The following is a 16,283-nucleotide window of genomic DNA, read 5'->3' as shown; positions in this document are numbered from 1 at the left end:
GCAGCCGATAACTATAACGCATCGTGGTGAAGCAGAATGAACGACGCCTCTAACTCACAGGCCGCCGCTCCGGCGGCCTCGTCACGCTGGCAGATGCCAGACACCCTGATCCTGATCTTTTTCGTGGCCCTGTTGGCCATGGGCCTGACCTACGTCATTCCGGCAGGCAGCTTTCAGACTGAAGAGATCCACTACATGGTGGATGGGGTGGAAAAGACCCGTACCGTGTTGGACCCGGACTCCTTCCAGTACGCCCTGGATGAGAATGGTGACGTGCTCTACAACCAGGTGGGCCTGTTTGAGGGGGGCGGCGGCGTCGGTTTCCTTAACTTCCCGTTTGAAGGTTTGGTGTCCGGCTCCAAGTGGGGCAGCGCCATCGGCGTGATCATGTTTATGCTGGTGATCGGCGGTGCTTTTGGTGTGGTGATGCGCACCGGCACCATCGACAACGGCATCCTGCGTCTGATCGACAAAACCCGCGGCAACGAAGCGCTGTTCATTCCGGTGATGTTCTCACTGTTCTCCCTCGGGGGGGCCGTATTCGGGATGGGCGAGGAGGCGGTGGCGTTTGCCATCATCATTGCGCCACTGATGATCCGCCTCGGCTACGATGGCATCACCACGGTGATGGTGACCTACGTGGCCACCCAGGTAGGCTTCGGCGCTTCCTGGATGAACCCCTTCTCCGTGGCCGTGGCACAGGGCATCGCTGGCGTTCCCGTGCTGTCTGGCGCTGAATACCGTGTCGCCCTGTGGGTGGGCTTCACCCTGGTGGGGATCCTGTTCACCATGTGGTATGCCCGTGGTGTGAAAGCGGACCCGACCCGCTCCTACAGCTACCGCACCGACAAGCACTTCCGTGACCAGCCGATGGGCGATGTGGCTTCCAGCCGCTGGAATCTGGGCGATACCCTGGTGATGCTGACCGTGGTGGCCACCATGGTGTGGGTGATCTGGGGTGTGGTGGCCAACGCCTGGTACATTCCGGAGATCGCCTCCCAGTTCTTTACCATGGGTCTGGTGACCGGTTTGATCGGCGTGTTCTTCCGCCTCAACAACATGACCCTGAACGATGTGGCCGCCTCCTTTAAAGAGGGTGCTGCCATCATGCTGCCTGCCGCCATTCTGGTGGGCTGTGCCAAAGGGATCCTGCTGTTGCTCGGCGGTGGTGAAGCCTCCGAGCCCACCGTACTGAACTCCATCCTGAACAGTGCCGGTAACGCCATCGGCGGCATGCCGGAGGTGCTGTCCGCCTGGTTCATGCTGCTGTTCCAGTCGGTGTTCAACTTCTTTGTGACCTCCGGCTCCGGCCAGGCCGCTCTGACCATGCCGCTGATGGCGCCGCTGGCCGATCTGGTGGGTGTGACCCGTCAGGTGGCGGTATTGGCGTTCCAGTTGGGCGATGGCTTTACCAACGTGATTGTTCCGACCTCTGCGTCGCTGATGGCCACCCTGGGTGTGTGCCGTGTGGACTGGGGTGACTGGGCCCGTTTCGCTTGGCGCTTTATGCTGCTGCTGTTCGCACTGGCCAGCGTGGCCGTGGTGGGTGCCCACCTGGTTGGCTACGCCTGATCTTTGCGAACGGAAGAATAACGGGAATACTTGAAAGCGGGCCTGCGGGCCCGCTTTTGTTGGACAAATGAGACCGCAATGGGCAAACGGATCCTCTGTATCGACACCGAACTGACCTGCTGGGAAAACCCGGAGTATCAGAAAGCACAGACCCTGGAGATCATCCAGTTTGGTCTGGCGGAGATCGATCTGGAGAACTTTGAAGTGAGCCGGACCGGGAGCTACTACGTCAGCAACACCCGACACGGCATCAGCAAGTTCTGTTATGAGTTGACCGGCATCAGCCAGGGCACCCTGGATAAGCGTGGTATGCCACTGGCTCAAGTGGCGGAACTGCTGACCACCAAGTGGGGCGTTGGCCAACCCTGGAACGCACTGGTCAGTTGGGGCGATGAGCGGGCCTGGATGGAGCCCGACTTCGTAGCCAAGTCCGTCCCGTACCCCTTCCACAACGGCCTGTTCAACCTGGCCGATTACTACCGATTCAGTTTCTTTGATAACCGGCGAGAGCGTGCGTCGTTAAAGCGGGCGGCGGTCCGCTACGGGGTGGAGGTGGCTGAGCCGCAACACAATGCGGAAGCCGATGCCCTGACCCTGGCCAACCTGGTGTTGGCGATGATCCGCGCCGGGACGCTCTTTCCCGCGCTCAAGCCAAGCGACAACCTGTAAGGAGTGTCATGCCGTTTCATTCCGCTCCCCTGATCCAGCGCCTGATGCTGGACGACCTTCCTGCGGGCCGCCACCCGTTTCGATTTGATGTCCTGCCCAACGGCCTGGGCCAGAGCTGGCAGGTGCCGGTGCTGGTCTACCGGGGCGCTCGTCCCGGCCCGAGGGTGATGATCACCGCCGGTGTGCATGGTGATGAGCTCAATGGCGTTCTGACGGCTCAGCAGCTGGGTCGTGAGCTGGATCCGGAGCAACTGGCAGGCACCGTGATTCTGGTTCCCGGCTTGAACCCGTCCGGCATGCTGGCCCGTCATCGGGACTTCTTCCCCGGCGATCCTGACTGCTCTAGCGTCAACTTCAACCGCATCTTCCCGGGCCGGGCAGAGGGCAACAGCGCCGAGCGTTACCTGCATCGGGTCTGGACCCAACTGCTGGAGGGCAACGCCGACTACGCGCTGGATCTGCACACCCAGACCCGGGGCGCCCGCTACCCGCTGTTTGTGTTTGCCGACTACCGGATACCGCAAGCGCTGGCGATGGCCCGGGCACTGGGGCCGGACGCCATTCAGGACGATCCCGGCGAGCCGGGCGTGTTGGAAACCGTGTGGAACCAGCAAGGGGTACCCTGCATCACCATTGAAGTGGGGGGCGGCAGCGTGGCGGAACCCCATACCGTTCAGCGGGCAGTGGCGGGCCTTCACCGGGTTCTGGCCCATCTGGGCATGACCGATGCGCGTGCCACTCCCAAAGGGTGTGAGCCGGTTTCGGTGCCGATGGAGGGCGATGTGACCACCACGGTACGAGCTGAACTCGGTGGCATGGCGTTGCCCCAGGTGGCTCTGGGCCAGCCGGTGAAAGAGGGGGATCTGGTGGCGATTCAGTACGACGCCTTTGGTGCGGAGGCGCGGCGCTATTACGCCCCGGTGGCGGGGTGGGTGCTGAGCCTGAATGACGACCCACTGAGAGAGCCCGGCACCCTGCTGGTACGTCTGCTGCATCACAAATAGACGAAAAAGTGCGCGCCCAGGGGGCGCGCACTTTGCTTTGTGAGGTTTGCCCGTTGCCCCCCCTGTGAGCGGGGTGTAAGTTGCATTGCAACAAGTTTTCAATAAGGTTTTGCAAGGATGTCCGACGAAGCTCAGCGGTTAGCGACCCGCATCACCCGCCTGGTTCAGGCACTCTCTACCGGGGTCTATGAGCGCGATCGCGCCTTTAAGCTCTGTCTGTTGGCGGCGCTGACCGGCCAGAGTGTGTTTCTGCTGGGGCCTCCGGGGATCGGCAAGAGCCTGATCGCCCGCCGCATCATGCACGCCTTTAAAGAGGGCACCGCCTTCGAATACCTGATGAACCGCTTCTCCACCCCGGAGGAGCTGTTCGGCCCTCTCTCCATCCAGGCGTTGAAAGAGGAGGGGCGCTATGTGCGTCTGACGGAGGGGTACCTGCCGGAATCCACCGTGGTGTTCCTGGATGAGATCTGGAAAGCGGGCCCTGCGATCCTCAACACCCTGCTGACCGTGGTGAACGAAAAGGTCTATCGCAACGGCAATCAGGAGATCAAAGTGCCGATGCGCCTGCTGATCACCGCCTCCAACGAACTGCCGGACGGCGACTCCAGCCTGGAGCCGCTGTACGACCGGATGCTGCTGCGGGTATACGCCGACAAAGTGGCGGAGAAGGGCCACTTCCAGGCGATGATCAACGACACCTCTGACGTCTACGGTGACCCGGTGCCGGAAGGGCTGAAGATCACCGAAGAGGAGTACGAGCGCTGGCAGCAGGAGGTCAAGCAGGTCACCCTGCCCGAAGCGGTGTTTGAGAAGCTGTACCAGCTTAAGCTGCTGGTGGATGAGCGTCAGGAGGCCAACCCCGAGTTGGACCTCTATATCTCTGACCGTCGCTGGAAGAAGTCGGTATCCCTGCTGCGGGCATCGGCCTACTACAACGGCCGCATGACCGTGTCGCCGACGGACCTGCTGATTCTGCGCAACTGCCTGTGGCGGGATATGGCCACGCGGGAGCGGATCCAGGGCGTGATGAGCGAGTATGCCCGGGAAGTGGCGTTTGAGCAGGGGGAAACCCAGCGTCAGATCCTGTTCCTGCAGGGTGAACTGGCTCGACTGGAGCGTGCCCGGGCAGAAGGGCTGGCACCGGGGCTGATACGCTCCAGCGGCCTGCGCGGTGAGCGGGTGGAACTCAACCTTGTTGAAGCGGTGACTGAGAACCGTGCGGGGGTTGGCCCGATGGTGACTCTGCTGCCGCTGATGCCCTGCGGCGCGGTCAGCCAGGAAGTGGAGGAGGATCTGGCCCGCATCCGGGTGGCGGCGTCTGAACTGCAGAAGCGAGTGGTGGCCGGAGAGGGCACGGTGCCGGTGTTTATCAACGATCTGGAACGCCACTCCTACCACGTTCAGCTTGGCCTGGATGCCGACCAGCGTCTGATTGTGAAAGATGTGGCGGGCGCTGAGATCCCGCTGGCGGTGCTGGGCCCCTGGCCGGTCAGTCGTGATACCCGTAATGGCTGGGATGAGGCGTTGGCTAAGATCGTCACTGAGGCCCGCACACTGGCGCAGGAGGCCAGGATCTATCGCAACAACTTCAACACCACCATGCCGCACAACTTTATCGATACCGATCTGACCGACATGGTGACCGAAAGTCTGGACGCCCTGGCGCAACAACTGGGTTCGTTGGAGCAGTCCATCGAGCAGGCCCAGGCGCTGGGAACGCGCATTCAGGCCGCTTACCATGCCGTTTGATACCGAGCGGGCGCGCCGGGATCCGGCTCAGCAGCAGGCGTTAAAGTCGATGCTGGGTCGGGTGATGGAGCGTCAGCAGGACGCCATCATTCAGCAGGTGCGCCGGGAGCGGCGGTTGAATCACGAGGGGCTCAACCATGCGCTGGAGCGCGAGGTGGAGCAGTGGGGCGATCGCCTGCTGGCGGTGTTGAACCACCAAAGTCTGTCGGCTGCCGCCCGTCGTGAGATCACCCTGCTTGAGCGCTGCCGCGCGCTGGACCCGGCGGAGCTGGAGGAGGCGCTGCCTGCCTTTCGTCTGCAACTGAAGGGCAACTCGCCGATGGAGGGGGCATTACGCACCCTCGCAGAAAAGCTGCCCCTGATGCCAATCTCGACCTTGAGTCACGCCCACGACACGCTGATTGCGGAGTGGGAGCAAAGCCTGGAACAGCGCCATCTGGCGGAGCAACTGGCCCTGCTGGATGAACAGCGGGCGGAACTGCTGTCGGACCTGTATCGCCGTCTTGAAGGGGCGGAAGATCTGAGCGCGTTGATCCCGGTGGATCACCCCTCCGAAGTGGGACGACTCTGGGACATGGCGGATGTGGCGCTCTCCCGTCACCAGATGAAGGGGCTGACCCAACTGGCGGATTTTCTTGGTAAGCAGCCGGAGATCCAGCGTCTGGCTTCCCAGATCGGCAAGATGGCCAAAGCCTCCAACCGGGGCCCGTTAAAGCGGGTGAAGGAGAAGGCGCTGGTATCGGAACAGCGCTTCGCCACCCTCCCAGAGGAGGTGGCCGGGGTGCAGCAGGGTAAAGACCTGGGTCGTCTGCTGGCGGTGGCCACCTCGCTGCTCTCTACCGAAGAGCTGGAGCTGTTGTTCTTTAAGCAGTTGATCGACTCTCAACTGCTGATCTACGAAATGAAGGGCAAGATGCCGGAGAAGGGCCAGCTCAAGCCGGTGTTCCGCCATCGTCGCGCTGATATCGAGGACAACGGCGGGCCCTTTATCCTCTGCATCGACACCTCCGCGTCCATGGCCGGGCAACCCGAGCGCTGCGCCAAGGCGCTGGCACTGGCGCTGATGCGTGAGGCGGTCAAAGGCGACCGGGACTGCCGGGTGATGATCTTCTCCACCGCCGTCACCGAATTCGACCTGCTGGGCGGGCAGGGGCTGAGTCAGGCCCGGGATTTTCTGGGTTACCGCTTTCATGGCGGCACCGACATCAGCAAGTGTATCGAGCACGCCTGCGATGCTCTGAACCTGGTGCCCTTTGCCAATGCGGATGTGGTGGTGGTGTCCGACTTTATTGCCCCCCGGCTGAAGGGGGAGGCACTGACGTCGCTGGAGGCGGCGCAGCAGCGGGGCAACCGTTTCCATGCGGTGGCACTGTCGCGGGAGGGCAATGTCGCACTGCTCGAACAGATGAACCACCACTGGCCGATGGAAACCTCGATTTGGGGACGGGTGAAGGCGAAAAAGGGCTGAAACTTTCACTTTGCTGGTGGAAGATGCTGGAGCGGTGTCACGTTGCTGGGGCATAATGTGCCCCTATTCCCATTTTTCGCGTCCAGGTAGTAGAGGAGCGCCCATGTCTTGCCATCGTATTGATGAACTGTTGGAGTTGCTGGAGCCGGTTTGGCAGAAGCATCAGGATCTGAACCTGACCCAGATGCTGGCCAAATTGGCCGAAGAGGCGGGCTTTCAGGGGCCGCTGGCGGAATTGACCGACGATGTGCTGATCTACCATCTGAAGATGAAAGAGACCGGCGAAGGCAAGATGATTCCCGGTATCGCCAAGGACTACGTCGAAGACTTCGACTGGAAGAGCGCCATCCTCAAAGCCCGTGGCTTTGACGACAGCGAGCGCTGATTCCAAAAGCAGAACCCCCGCCGAAGCGGGGGTTCTTTGTTCTGGGGGTCAGAACTTCTTGGGCGCGAAGCCGGTGACCTGCTCCAGCCCCATCTCCCGGCCCAGTGCGGTCATCGGGTGTACCACCACCAGACCTCTTACCGATTTCTTCAGCTTGCCCAGGTCCGCCTGCTCCGCTTTGGTCAGCGTCCGGTGGAAAGGCAGGGACTGCACTTTGGCGCCCTGCTGATTCACCTGGCGGTTCAGGGTGGTTTTGACGCTCTCGATGCGCTTATTCAGTGCGGCGATCTCTTCATTGAACTGGTCGATCACCGGCTGGTCACCGCGGCGGTGAGCCGCATCCAACTTGCGTTTAGCGCCATTGAGCTTGTTGTTGAGCTGATGCAGCTCCTGCTTGAGTTTCATGGGGTTCCTTAGCGTGGCCACAGGCCGTAGGAAAAGCGTAATGGGGCAAGTATACCACCGGCAGGGGAAGCGTCCGATGCCCTTTAACAGGAGGTTGTGCGGCTGACCCCGCCTGCCCGGTGGGCAAGCGGAGTCCTAGTGCCATCCGGACTCAGGCGCTCAGGGCCTGTTCCAGGTCCGCCAGGATGTCATCGATGTGCTCGATGCCCACCGACAAACGGATCATCTCCGGGGAGACGCCGGCCTGCTGCTGCTCCGCTTCGGTCAGCTGACGGTGGGTGGTGGAGGCGGGGTGGCAGGCCAGGGATTTGGCGTCGCCGATGTTCACCAGCCGCTTAAAGATCTTCAGGGCATCGTAAAAGCGCACGCCCGCCTCATACCCATCCCTCAGTCCGAAGGAGAGGATCCCTGAGGGTTTGCCCCCGGTGTACTTCTCCGCCAGCGGGAAATAGGGGGAGTCCGGCAGCCCCGCATAACTGACCCAGCTGACCTTTTCGTGACTCTGCAGATACTCCGCCACCTTGCGGGCGTTTTCGGTATGGCGCTCCATCCTCAGCGACAGGGTTTCCAGCCCCTGCAGCAGCATAAAGGCGTTCATCGGAGAGAGGGCGGAACCGGTGTTACGCAGCGGCACGGTACGGGCCCGGCCGATGTAGGCGGCATCGCCAAAGGCCTCGGTGTAAACCACGCCGTGATAGGCAGGCTCCGGCTCATTGAGCATCGGGAAGCGGGCTTTGTGCTGGGCCCAGGGGAAACGACCGGAATCGACAATGATGCCCCCCAGCGTGGTGCCATGGCCACCCACGTACTTGGTGAGGGAGTGCACCACGATATCCGCACCAAAGGCTATCGGCTTGCACAGGGCGGGGGTGGCCACTGTATTGTCCACGATAACCGGTACCCCCTGGGCGTGAGCCAGCTCCGCCAGACGCTCAATATCAACAATGTTGCCCGCCGGGTTGCCGATGCTCTCGCAGTACACCGCCTTGGTGTTTTCATCGATCAGCGCCGCCAGGCTCTCCGGTTTGTCGTCCTTGGCAAAGCGCACCTCAATGCCCTGGGTCGGCAACATATGGGCAAACAGGGTGTAGGTGCCGCCATAGAGCTGCGGGGTGGAGATGATGTTGTCCCCCGCCTGCGCCAGCGTCTGGATGGCGTAGTTGATAGCGGCGCTGCCCGCGCTGACCGCCAGGGCGCCAATGCCCCCCTCCAGTGCCGCCATCCGCTTCTCCAGCACATCGTTGGTGGGGTTCATGATGCGGGTGTAGATGTTGCCCGCCACCGACAGGTTGAACAGGTCGGCGCCGTGCTGGGCGTCGTCAAACTCGTACGCCACGGTCTGATAGATGGGTGTCGCCACCGACTTGGTGGTGGGGTCGGTTTCGTAGCCAAAGTGCAGGGAGAGGGTTTCGTCTTTCATGGGGCATCCTTCGCCAACAGGGGGTCAGTCGATAATACCCGTTGGGCAAAAGATGAACAGGTTCAGGCCGATGCCCGGGGGCTATGGTTCGATAAGCGTTGGCGGAATCCAATAAAAAACGGCGCCATTTGGGCGCCGTTTTCTCGGTTTAGCTGGGTGTTTAGCCGGCTTCTTTCAAGGAAGCGGTCAGCTCAACAATCGCCTTCTTACCATCGCCGAACAGCATCAGGCTGTTATCCATGGCAAACAGCGGGTTGGGCAGACCGGCAAAGCCGGGGCTCAGGGAGCGCTTCACCACCACCACGGTTTTGGCTTTGTCGACGTTGAGGATCGGCATGCCGTAGATCGGGCTGCCTTTATCCTCACGAGCCATCGGGTTGGTTACGTCGTTGGCGCCGATAACGATGGCCACGTCAGTCTGTTCAAACTGCGGGTTGATTTCGTCCATCTCCACCAACTGCTCGTAGGGCACTTCCGCCTCCGCCAGCAGTACGTTCATATGGCCCGGCATCCGTCCCGCAACCGGGTGGATGGCGTACTTCACGTCGGCCCCACGGGCTTGCAGTACGTCGGCCAGTTCGCGCACGGCGTGCTGGGCCTGAGCCATGGCCAGACCGTAGCCAGGGACGATAACCACACGCTCTGCGGTTTCCAGCAGCATGCCCACTTCGTCCGGGGAGGAGGATTTCACCTTGCCGGCGTACACCTCGTCCGCGTCGATGGTCTCGCCGCCTTCGGCCATCACGCCAAACAGTACGTTGGGCAGGCTTCGGTTCATCGCCTTACACATGATCTGAGTCAGGATCAGACCGGACGCACCCACCAGGGAACCGGAGATGATCAGTACGGTGTTGCCGCTGATGAAACCTGCGGTCGCCGCAGCGATACCGGAGTAAGAGTTCAGCAGGGCGATCACCACCGGCATGTCCGCACCACCGATGGGCAGCACCAGGGCCAGACCCAGCAGCAGGGCTACCGCGACCAGGGCAAACTGCCAGGCGTGGTTGGTCGGTTCGATAACGGTCATCGCCACCAGACCCAGGCCGGTCAGCAGCAGGGCACCGTTGAGGAAGGTGTTGCCCGGTACCGCGATGGGGTTGCCGGAGATCTTCTCAGCCAGCTTGGCGAAGGCCACGAAGGAACCGGACAGGGTCACAGCACCGATCAGCACGGTGATGCCGATGGAGATCATGGCCACCAGAGAGGTGGCGGCAGCCGGGTCCCAGGCGTTGGCCAGGGCCACGAACAGGGAGGCACCACCGCCGAAGCCGTTCAGCATCGCCACCATTTCAGGCATGGAGGTCATCTGCACACGGCGGGCCATGATGCCGCCGATGGCACCCCCGAGCACCATACCGGCGATGATCCACTCAAAGCTGATGATGTTGCGATCCAGCAGGGTGATCACCACGGCGATCAGCATACCGATGCTGGAGAGACGGTTACCCAGTACGGCGGTACGGGGCTTGGTCAGGTTCTTGATACCGAGGATAAAGAGGACCGCGGCTACCAGGTAACTGGAATAAATCAGGATGTCGCTCATAGGTCCTTACTTCCTTTTGAACATGGCCAGCATGCGGTTGGTGACCATGTACCCGCCCACCACGTTGATGGTGGCCAGGGTCACAGCGATAAAGCCCAGAATGTTCACCAGCAGGCCGGAACCGGAACCGGCGGCCAGCAGGGCGCCCACCAGGGTGATGCCGGAGATGGCATTGGAGGCGGACATCAGGGGAGTGTGCAGGGTCGGCGGCACCTTGGTGATGAGTTCCACCCCAAGAAACAGGGCCACCACGAAGACGGTGATCAGCAGCATCAGTTCCATCAGTTGGTTTCCTTTTCGATGTCAGTGGTGTCGGCCGCCTCGGCGGTTTCCTCGGCTTCAATGGCGGGCAGACCCAGCAGGTCGCGCAGACGGGCACTGACCACTTCGCCATCTTTGCTGATGGTGACGTCGCGGATGATCTCATCCTCGAAGTCCCAGTTCAGCTGGCCCTCTTTGGCCATCAGCATCAGCAGGTTGGTCAGGTTGGTGCCAAACATCTGGCTGGCATGGTTTGGCACGGTGGCGGCGAAGTTGCGCGGACCAATGATGGTGACACCGTGATGGATCACCGCTTCCCCGGCCTGGGTCAGTTCGCAGTTGCCACCGGTTTCGGCGGCCAGATCCACGATTACGGCGCCGGGCTTCATCTGCATCAGTTGCGCTTCGGTGATCAGCACCGGCGCTTTGCGGCCCGGAATGGCGGCGGTGGTGATAACCACATCCTGTTGGGCCAGCACATCCGCCATCGCCTGCTGCTGCTTGGCGATGAATTCGGCGGATTGCTCCTTGGCGTAGCCACCAGAGGTTTCGGTGTCTTCCGCTTCGATGTTCAGTTCGACAGGGCGTGCCCCCACGGAGAGGATCTGCTCGCGGGCGGCAGGGCGGATGTCGTACGCCTCCACCACAGCACCCAGACGTTTGGCGGTGGCACAGGCCTGCAGACCCGCCACGCCGACGCCCATGATAAATACCCGGGCCGGCTTCAGGGTGCCAGCAGCGGTCATCATCATCGGGAACAGCTGATGGGAGTGGGTGGCGCCCAGCAGGGCGGCTTTGTAACCAGCGATGGTGGCGTTACTGGACAGTACGTCCATCGCCTGGGCGCGAGTGATCCGCGGCACCAGCTCCAACGCCACGCCATTGATGCCAGCGTCAGCCAGCTTCTGGGCAACCTGGGGCCCCGCCAGCGGGTCCATCATCGCCACCAGAGTCTGACCGCGGGTCAGGTGGGGCAGCAAGGCATCCAGTTCATCCCCACGGCCATGGTGGGTCAGGACCACCTCGGCGTCTTTCAGCGCCTCGGTACGGTCGGCGGCAATAATGGCGCCGGCCTCAACATAACGCTCATCGTCAAATCCAGCGGCTTCCCCGGCGCCGGTCTCTACGGCGATGGTGAGACCAGCCTGGGTCAGCTTGCTGACGTTGGCGGGGATCAACGCCACTCGGGTCTCCCCGGGGTAGATCTCCTTGATCACTGCGATCTTCACGAAGCGGTCCTCTTCATTGGTATAAGCATCCGGATCACCATTCCGGACGCGGGCTCTGTGATAGGCGGCACAGTTTCCCATGCTCTGTGCAGTCGGCAAAGCCTCTGCCATACACTTGCCTACGATAGGGGCAATCGGAAAAACAATTTCTTGTTTTACGTCACTTTGTGTGGAATTTGAACATGTGTTCAATATTCTATTTGGTTATAAAAATTCTGTAATCAGTATTTTTTATAAATAGAAGCCCTGCCTAACCTGTAGCCAACTTATCAGGACAGACAGGCAGACTATGTTGTTAAAGGAGTTTGAAGCCGGGGCCGGGATGCTTGCTCCGGAGCAGATCCAGACGCTGAGGGCACTCGCTTCCGAGCTTAATCCCGTGCAGGCGGCCTGGATCTCGGGCTATCTCGCCGCCGTGGCCAATCAGGGCGCTGCCCTGGGCAGTGCCGCAGCCGCCCCGGCAACCGGAGCGCAAAGTGCGGTCCCCCTTACCGTGCTCTACGGCAGCCAGACCGGCAACAGCCGTTCAGTGGCCACCGCGCTGGCGGACAAGGCCCGCGCCCAGGGGGCGGAGGTTACGCTGATCTCCATGGCGGATTACAAACCCCGCCAACTGAAAAGCGAACGCCAGCTTCTGGTGGTGGTCAGCACCCATGGTGAGGGCGATCCGCCGGATGACGCCATCGCCTTCCACAAATTCCTGTTTTCCAACCGTGCCCCCAAGCTGCCGGAGCTGAACTACAGCGTTCTGGCACTTGGCGACGCCAGTTACGATCACTTCTGTCAGACCGGCAAGGAATTCGACCTTCGTCTTGCTGAACTGGGCGCAAACCGGTTGGCTGAGCGTGTGGATTGCGATGTCGACTTCGAAGACGCCGCCGAACAGTGGCAGAGCGAGGTGATCAGCAAGCTGGAAACCTCAGTCGACTCAGCTGCTCCGACCGCTTCCGTGGTGCCGATTAACGGCCCCGCCAGCTACAGCCGCAGCAACCCCTATTCCGCCTCGCTGCTGGCCAGCCAGAAGATCACCGGTCGGGGCTCCATCAAGGACACCCGCCATGTGGAGATCAGCCTGGAGGGCTCCGGTCTGACCTACCAGCCCGGCGACTCGCTGGGGATCTGGATGAATAACGACGCTGATCTGGTGACCCGGATCCTGAAAGCCACCGGCTTGTCCGGCGAAGAACGGGTGTCGTTGAAAGGCGAGGAAACCGCTTTGCGGCAAGCCCTGACCGACACCTACGAGCTGACTCTGCTGCATCCGGCTCTGGTGCAGGGTTGGGCCGAACTCTCCGGTGATCCGGAACTGCAGCGCCTGGTGGCGGACAGCGAAACGCTGAAAGCGATGATCCCCCAGAACCAGCTGGTGGATCTGGTCACCCGGTATCCCGCGACCCCCTCGGCAGAACAGCTGGTGGGTCTGCTGCGCAAGCTGACTCCACGGCTCTACTCCATCGCCTCCTCCCAAAGCGAGGTGGAAGAGGAGGTGCACCTGACGGTCGCCCTGGTGGCCGATGAGCGCGACGGTGAAGAGCGTCTGGGCACCGTCAGCGGTGCTCTGGCCCGCCGTCTGGCGGCCGGGGATGAGGTGAAGGTGTATGTGGAGCCCAACGCCAACTTCCGTCTGCCGGAGCAGGACAGCACCCCGGTGATCATGATCGGGCCCGGTACCGGCATCGCCCCCTTCCGCGCCTTTATGCAGGAGCGCGACGCGCGGGGGGCCGAGGGGGACAACTGGCTGTTCTTTGGCAATCCCACTTTTACCGAAGACTTCCTCTATCAGGTGGAGTGGCAGGGCTACGTCAAAAGCGGCCTGCTGACCCGCATCGACCTGGCCTTCTCCCGGGACCAGTCCCACAAGATCTACGTACAGGACCGCATCCGTGAGCAGGGCGCTGAACTGTTCGCCTGGCTGGAGCGCGGGGCACACCTCTACCTCTGTGGTGATGCCGAGCGAATGGCGAAAGATGTGGAAGCCGCACTGGTTGCGGTGATTGCCGAACATGGCGGGCACAGTGAAGAAGCCGCGCAAAGCTACCTGACTCAACTGCGCGAGGCCAAGCGCTACCAGAAGGACGTGTACTGATGAGCAACGAATTGAACACTTTGCCGGACGCGCTGGCCGATCAGGTGGTGCAGGGCAAACTGGCGGACAACGAGCGGATCAAGGGGGAGAGCCAACTGCTGCGCGGTACCATAGCGGCGGATCTCAAGGATACCCTGACCGGAGGTTTCAGCGCGGACAACTTCCAGCTGATCCGATTCCACGGCATGTACCAGCAGGATGACCGGGACATCCGTGGCGAACGGGCGGAACAAAAACTGGAGCCGCTGCACACCGTGATGCTGCGTGCCCGCTTACCCGGTGGGGTGATTACGCCGTCGCAGTGGCAGGCCATCGACGCCTTTGCCGGGGAACACACCCACGCGGGCAGCATCCGTCTCACCACCCGACAGACCTTCCAGTTTCACGGGGTGCTGAAGCGGGACATCAAATCGATGCACCAGATGCTCAACCGCATCGGCATCGACTCCATTGCCACCGCCGGGGACGTGAACCGCAACGTCTTGTGCACCTCCAATCCGGAGCAGTCGGAACTGCACGCGGAAGCCTACGAGTGGGCCAAGAAGATCTCCGAGCATCTGCTGCCCCGAACCCGGGCCTACGCCGAGATCTGGCTGGATGGCGAAAAGGTGGAGAGCACCGAAGAGGAGGAGCCGATACTCGGCAAGACCTACCTGCCCCGGAAGTTCAAAACCACGGTGGTGGTGCCCCCCCACAACGATGTGGACCTGCACGCCAACGACATGAACTTCGTGGCGATCGCGGAGCAGGGCAAGCTGGTGGGCTTTAACCTGCTGGTGGGCGGCGGGCTGGCGATGACCCATGGGGACCAGAGCACCTACCCGCGCACCGCCGATGAGTTTGGCTTTCTGCCGCTGGAGAAAACCCTGGAGGTGGCGGCGGCGGTGGTCACCACCCAGCGTGATCTGGGCAACCGGGTCAACCGCAAGAACGCCAAAACCAAGTACACCCTGGACCGGGTCGGTCTTGAGCTGTTCAAAGCCGAGGTGGAGCGTCGCGCCCAGTGGACCTTTGAGCCGCCCCGCCCCTACGCCCTGACCCACAGAGGCGACGCCTTTGGCTGGACTGCCGGCATCGATGGCAAGCACAACCTGACCCTCTTTATCGAGAATGGCCGCATTCTGGATTTCCCCGGCAAGCCGCTGAAAACCGGCATGGCGGCGATTGCGGCGGTTCACCAGGGCGAGTTTCGCCTGACCGCCAACCAGAACCTGATCGTGGCGGGTGTGGCGGAAGCGGACAAATCCCGGATTGAATCTCTGGCACGCCAGCATGGCCTGATTGATGACGGTCACTCTGCGCAGCGTAAAAGCGCCATGGCGTGCGTGTCCCTGCCAACCTGCCCCTTGGCGATGGCGGAAGCGGAGCGGGTCCTGCCTCACTATGTCGATCGGCTGGAAGCGCTGTTGGCGCAACATGGCGTGGATGAGGAGGCGATCATCTTCCGCATCACCGGCTGTCCCAATGGCTGTGGCCGCGCCATGTTGGCCGAGGTGGGACTGGTGGGCAAAGGGCCGGGCAAATACAACCTGCACCTGGGCGGCAACCACAACGGCACCCGAATCCCCAAGCTGTACCGGGAGAACCTGGATGAGGAGGCGCTGTTTGCTGAGTTGGACAGCCTGATTGGCCGCTGGGTAACGGAGCGGGAAGCGGATGAGCGCTTTGGTGACTTCGTGGTTCGGGCGGGGATCGTGGCCCCGGTGTTCATCCCCAAACAGGACTTTTACGCCTAAGGAGCACGCTCATGGCAAGCCAGGCATTATTGAATTTGCTGGCCCGCCCCGATGCCCCGGAGAGCCAGCAAACCCTCTCAGCTCTGAATCGTGAGCTTGAAGGGTTAAGCGCAGAAGCCCGGGTGGCGTGGGGGTTGGAAAACCTGCCCGGGGAGCAGGCGCTCTCCTCCAGTTTTGGTATTCAGGCGGCGGTAATGCTGAAGCTGGTGACGGATCAACGTCCGGACATTCCGGTGATTCTCACCGATACCGGCCACCTGTTTCCGGAAACCTACCGCTTTATCGATGAGTTGACCGAGCGGTTGAGCCTGAATCTGCAGGTGTTCCGTGCGTCGCTCTCATCCGCCTGGCAGGAGGCGCGCTATGGCCGGGAGTGGGAACAGGGGCAGGATGGCATCGACCGCTACAACCGCCGAAACAAGGTGGAACCGATGCAGCGGGCCCTGGAGTCACTGGAAGTGGGAAGCTGGTTTGCGGGGCTGCGTCGTGAACAGGCCAGCTCCCGCTCCGAGCTGCCGTTTCTCGATATCCGTTCCGGCCGTTTTAAATTGCTGCCGATACTGGATTGGAGTAACCGGGACGTTCACTACTTCCTGGAGGCCAATGAGCTGCCCTACCACCCGCTGTGGCATCAGGGGTACGTATCGGTGGGCGATCTCCACAGCAGCCGTCCGCTTGAGCTGGGTATGACCGAGGAGGAGACCCGCTTTAACGGGATGAAGCGGGAGTGTGGTCTGCACTACGAAATCTGAGTCG

At 61.7% G+C, this 16,283-nt stretch carries 14 protein-coding genes; 9 read left to right on the top strand and 5 right to left on the bottom strand.

The window, feature by feature from the left end:
• Nucleotides 1-36: 36 nt before the first annotated feature.
• From yfcC to KUV52_RS04120, 6 genes are all read left to right on the top strand, one after another.
• Nucleotides 37-1,572: a putative basic amino acid antiporter YfcC gene (yfcC, locus tag KUV52_RS04145; protein ID WP_222524657.1), complete on the top strand. Its 1,536-nt coding sequence runs from the start codon at nt 37-39 to the stop codon at nt 1,570-1,572.
• Nucleotides 1,573-1,650: 78 nt separating this feature from the next.
• Nucleotides 1,651-2,241 carry a 3'-5' exonuclease gene (locus KUV52_RS04140; protein WP_222524656.1) on the top strand — a complete coding sequence of 197 codons (591 nt, stop codon included), beginning with the start codon at nt 1,651-1,653 and terminating at the stop codon, nt 2,239-2,241.
• Between the two features lie 8 nt (nt 2,242-2,249).
• Nucleotides 2,250-3,245 (top strand): succinylglutamate desuccinylase/aspartoacylase family protein, encoded by a 996-nt coding sequence (locus tag KUV52_RS04135; RefSeq protein ID WP_222524655.1) that lies wholly within the window; start codon nt 2,250-2,252, stop codon nt 3,243-3,245.
• Nucleotides 3,246-3,362: 117 nt separating this feature from the next.
• Nucleotides 3,363-4,994 carry an ATPase RavA domain-containing protein gene (locus KUV52_RS04130; protein WP_222524654.1) on the top strand — a complete coding sequence of 544 codons (1,632 nt, stop codon included), beginning with the start codon at nt 3,363-3,365 and terminating at the stop codon, nt 4,992-4,994.
• A complete protein-coding gene (locus KUV52_RS04125; RefSeq protein ID WP_222524653.1) occupies nt 4,984-6,462 on the top strand; it encodes a VWA domain-containing protein in 1,479 nt (492 codons plus the stop codon). Before KUV52_RS04130 ends, KUV52_RS04125 begins: the two co-directional genes overlap by 11 nt.
• A gap of 103 nt (nt 6,463-6,565) precedes the next feature.
• On the top strand, nt 6,566-6,847 hold the full coding sequence (locus KUV52_RS04120) for a YihD family protein (protein ID WP_222524652.1): 282 nt from the start codon (nt 6,566-6,568) through the stop codon (nt 6,845-6,847).
• A 48-nt stretch (nt 6,848-6,895) separates the two neighbouring features.
• Here KUV52_RS04120 and KUV52_RS04115 read toward each other — a convergent pair whose 3' ends face one another.
• The 5 genes from KUV52_RS04115 to KUV52_RS04095 all read right to left on the bottom strand — a co-directional run bounded on the left by KUV52_RS04115 (nt 6,896) and on the right by KUV52_RS04095 (nt 11,705).
• Nucleotides 6,896-7,252, bottom strand: coding sequence for a YibL family ribosome-associated protein (locus KUV52_RS04115; protein WP_222524651.1), 357 nt, complete (start codon nt 7,250-7,252; stop codon nt 6,896-6,898).
• Nucleotides 7,253-7,403: 151 nt separating this feature from the next.
• Complete coding sequence (locus tag KUV52_RS04110; protein ID WP_222524650.1) at nt 7,404-8,672, bottom strand: O-acetylhomoserine aminocarboxypropyltransferase/cysteine synthase family protein; 1,269 nt, start codon at nt 8,670-8,672, stop codon at nt 7,404-7,406.
• 160 nt (nt 8,673-8,832) lie between these two features.
• Entirely contained in the window at nt 8,833-10,215 is a 1,383-nt protein-coding gene (locus tag KUV52_RS04105; RefSeq protein ID WP_222524649.1) for an NAD(P)(+) transhydrogenase (Re/Si-specific) subunit beta, read from the bottom strand.
• 6 nt (nt 10,216-10,221) lie between these two features.
• Nucleotides 10,222-10,497, bottom strand: coding sequence for an NAD(P) transhydrogenase subunit alpha (locus KUV52_RS04100; protein WP_222524648.1), 276 nt, complete (start codon nt 10,495-10,497; stop codon nt 10,222-10,224).
• Nucleotides 10,497-11,705: a Re/Si-specific NAD(P)(+) transhydrogenase subunit alpha gene (locus KUV52_RS04095; RefSeq protein ID WP_222524647.1), complete on the bottom strand. Its 1,209-nt coding sequence runs from the start codon at nt 11,703-11,705 to the stop codon at nt 10,497-10,499. The genes KUV52_RS04100 and KUV52_RS04095 overlap by 1 nt, the downstream gene beginning before the upstream one ends.
• A 289-nt stretch (nt 11,706-11,994) precedes the next feature.
• Here KUV52_RS04095 and KUV52_RS04090 point away from each other — a divergent pair, with 289 nt between their 5' ends.
• The 3 genes from KUV52_RS04090 to KUV52_RS04080 are packed head-to-tail and all read left to right on the top strand — an operon-like array spanning nt 11,995 to nt 16,279.
• Nucleotides 11,995-13,791 carry an assimilatory sulfite reductase (NADPH) flavoprotein subunit gene (locus KUV52_RS04090; protein WP_222524646.1) on the top strand — a complete coding sequence of 599 codons (1,797 nt, stop codon included), beginning with the start codon at nt 11,995-11,997 and terminating at the stop codon, nt 13,789-13,791.
• Complete coding sequence (cysI, locus tag KUV52_RS04085; protein ID WP_222524645.1) at nt 13,791-15,527, top strand: assimilatory sulfite reductase (NADPH) hemoprotein subunit; 1,737 nt, start codon at nt 13,791-13,793, stop codon at nt 15,525-15,527. Before KUV52_RS04090 ends, cysI begins: the two co-directional genes overlap by 1 nt.
• An 11-nt stretch (nt 15,528-15,538) precedes the next feature.
• Nucleotides 15,539-16,279: a phosphoadenylyl-sulfate reductase gene (locus KUV52_RS04080; RefSeq protein ID WP_222524644.1), complete on the top strand. Its 741-nt coding sequence runs from the start codon at nt 15,539-15,541 to the stop codon at nt 16,277-16,279.
• Nucleotides 16,280-16,283 lie beyond the last annotated feature (4 nt).

This window comes from Ferrimonas balearica (assembly GCF_019802055.1).
GTDB classification, from domain to species: Bacteria; Pseudomonadota; Gammaproteobacteria; order Enterobacterales; family Shewanellaceae; genus Ferrimonas; species Ferrimonas balearica_A.
Note: the sequence above shows the minus strand (reverse complement) of the source record. Positions and strands in the feature narration are given on the sequence as shown.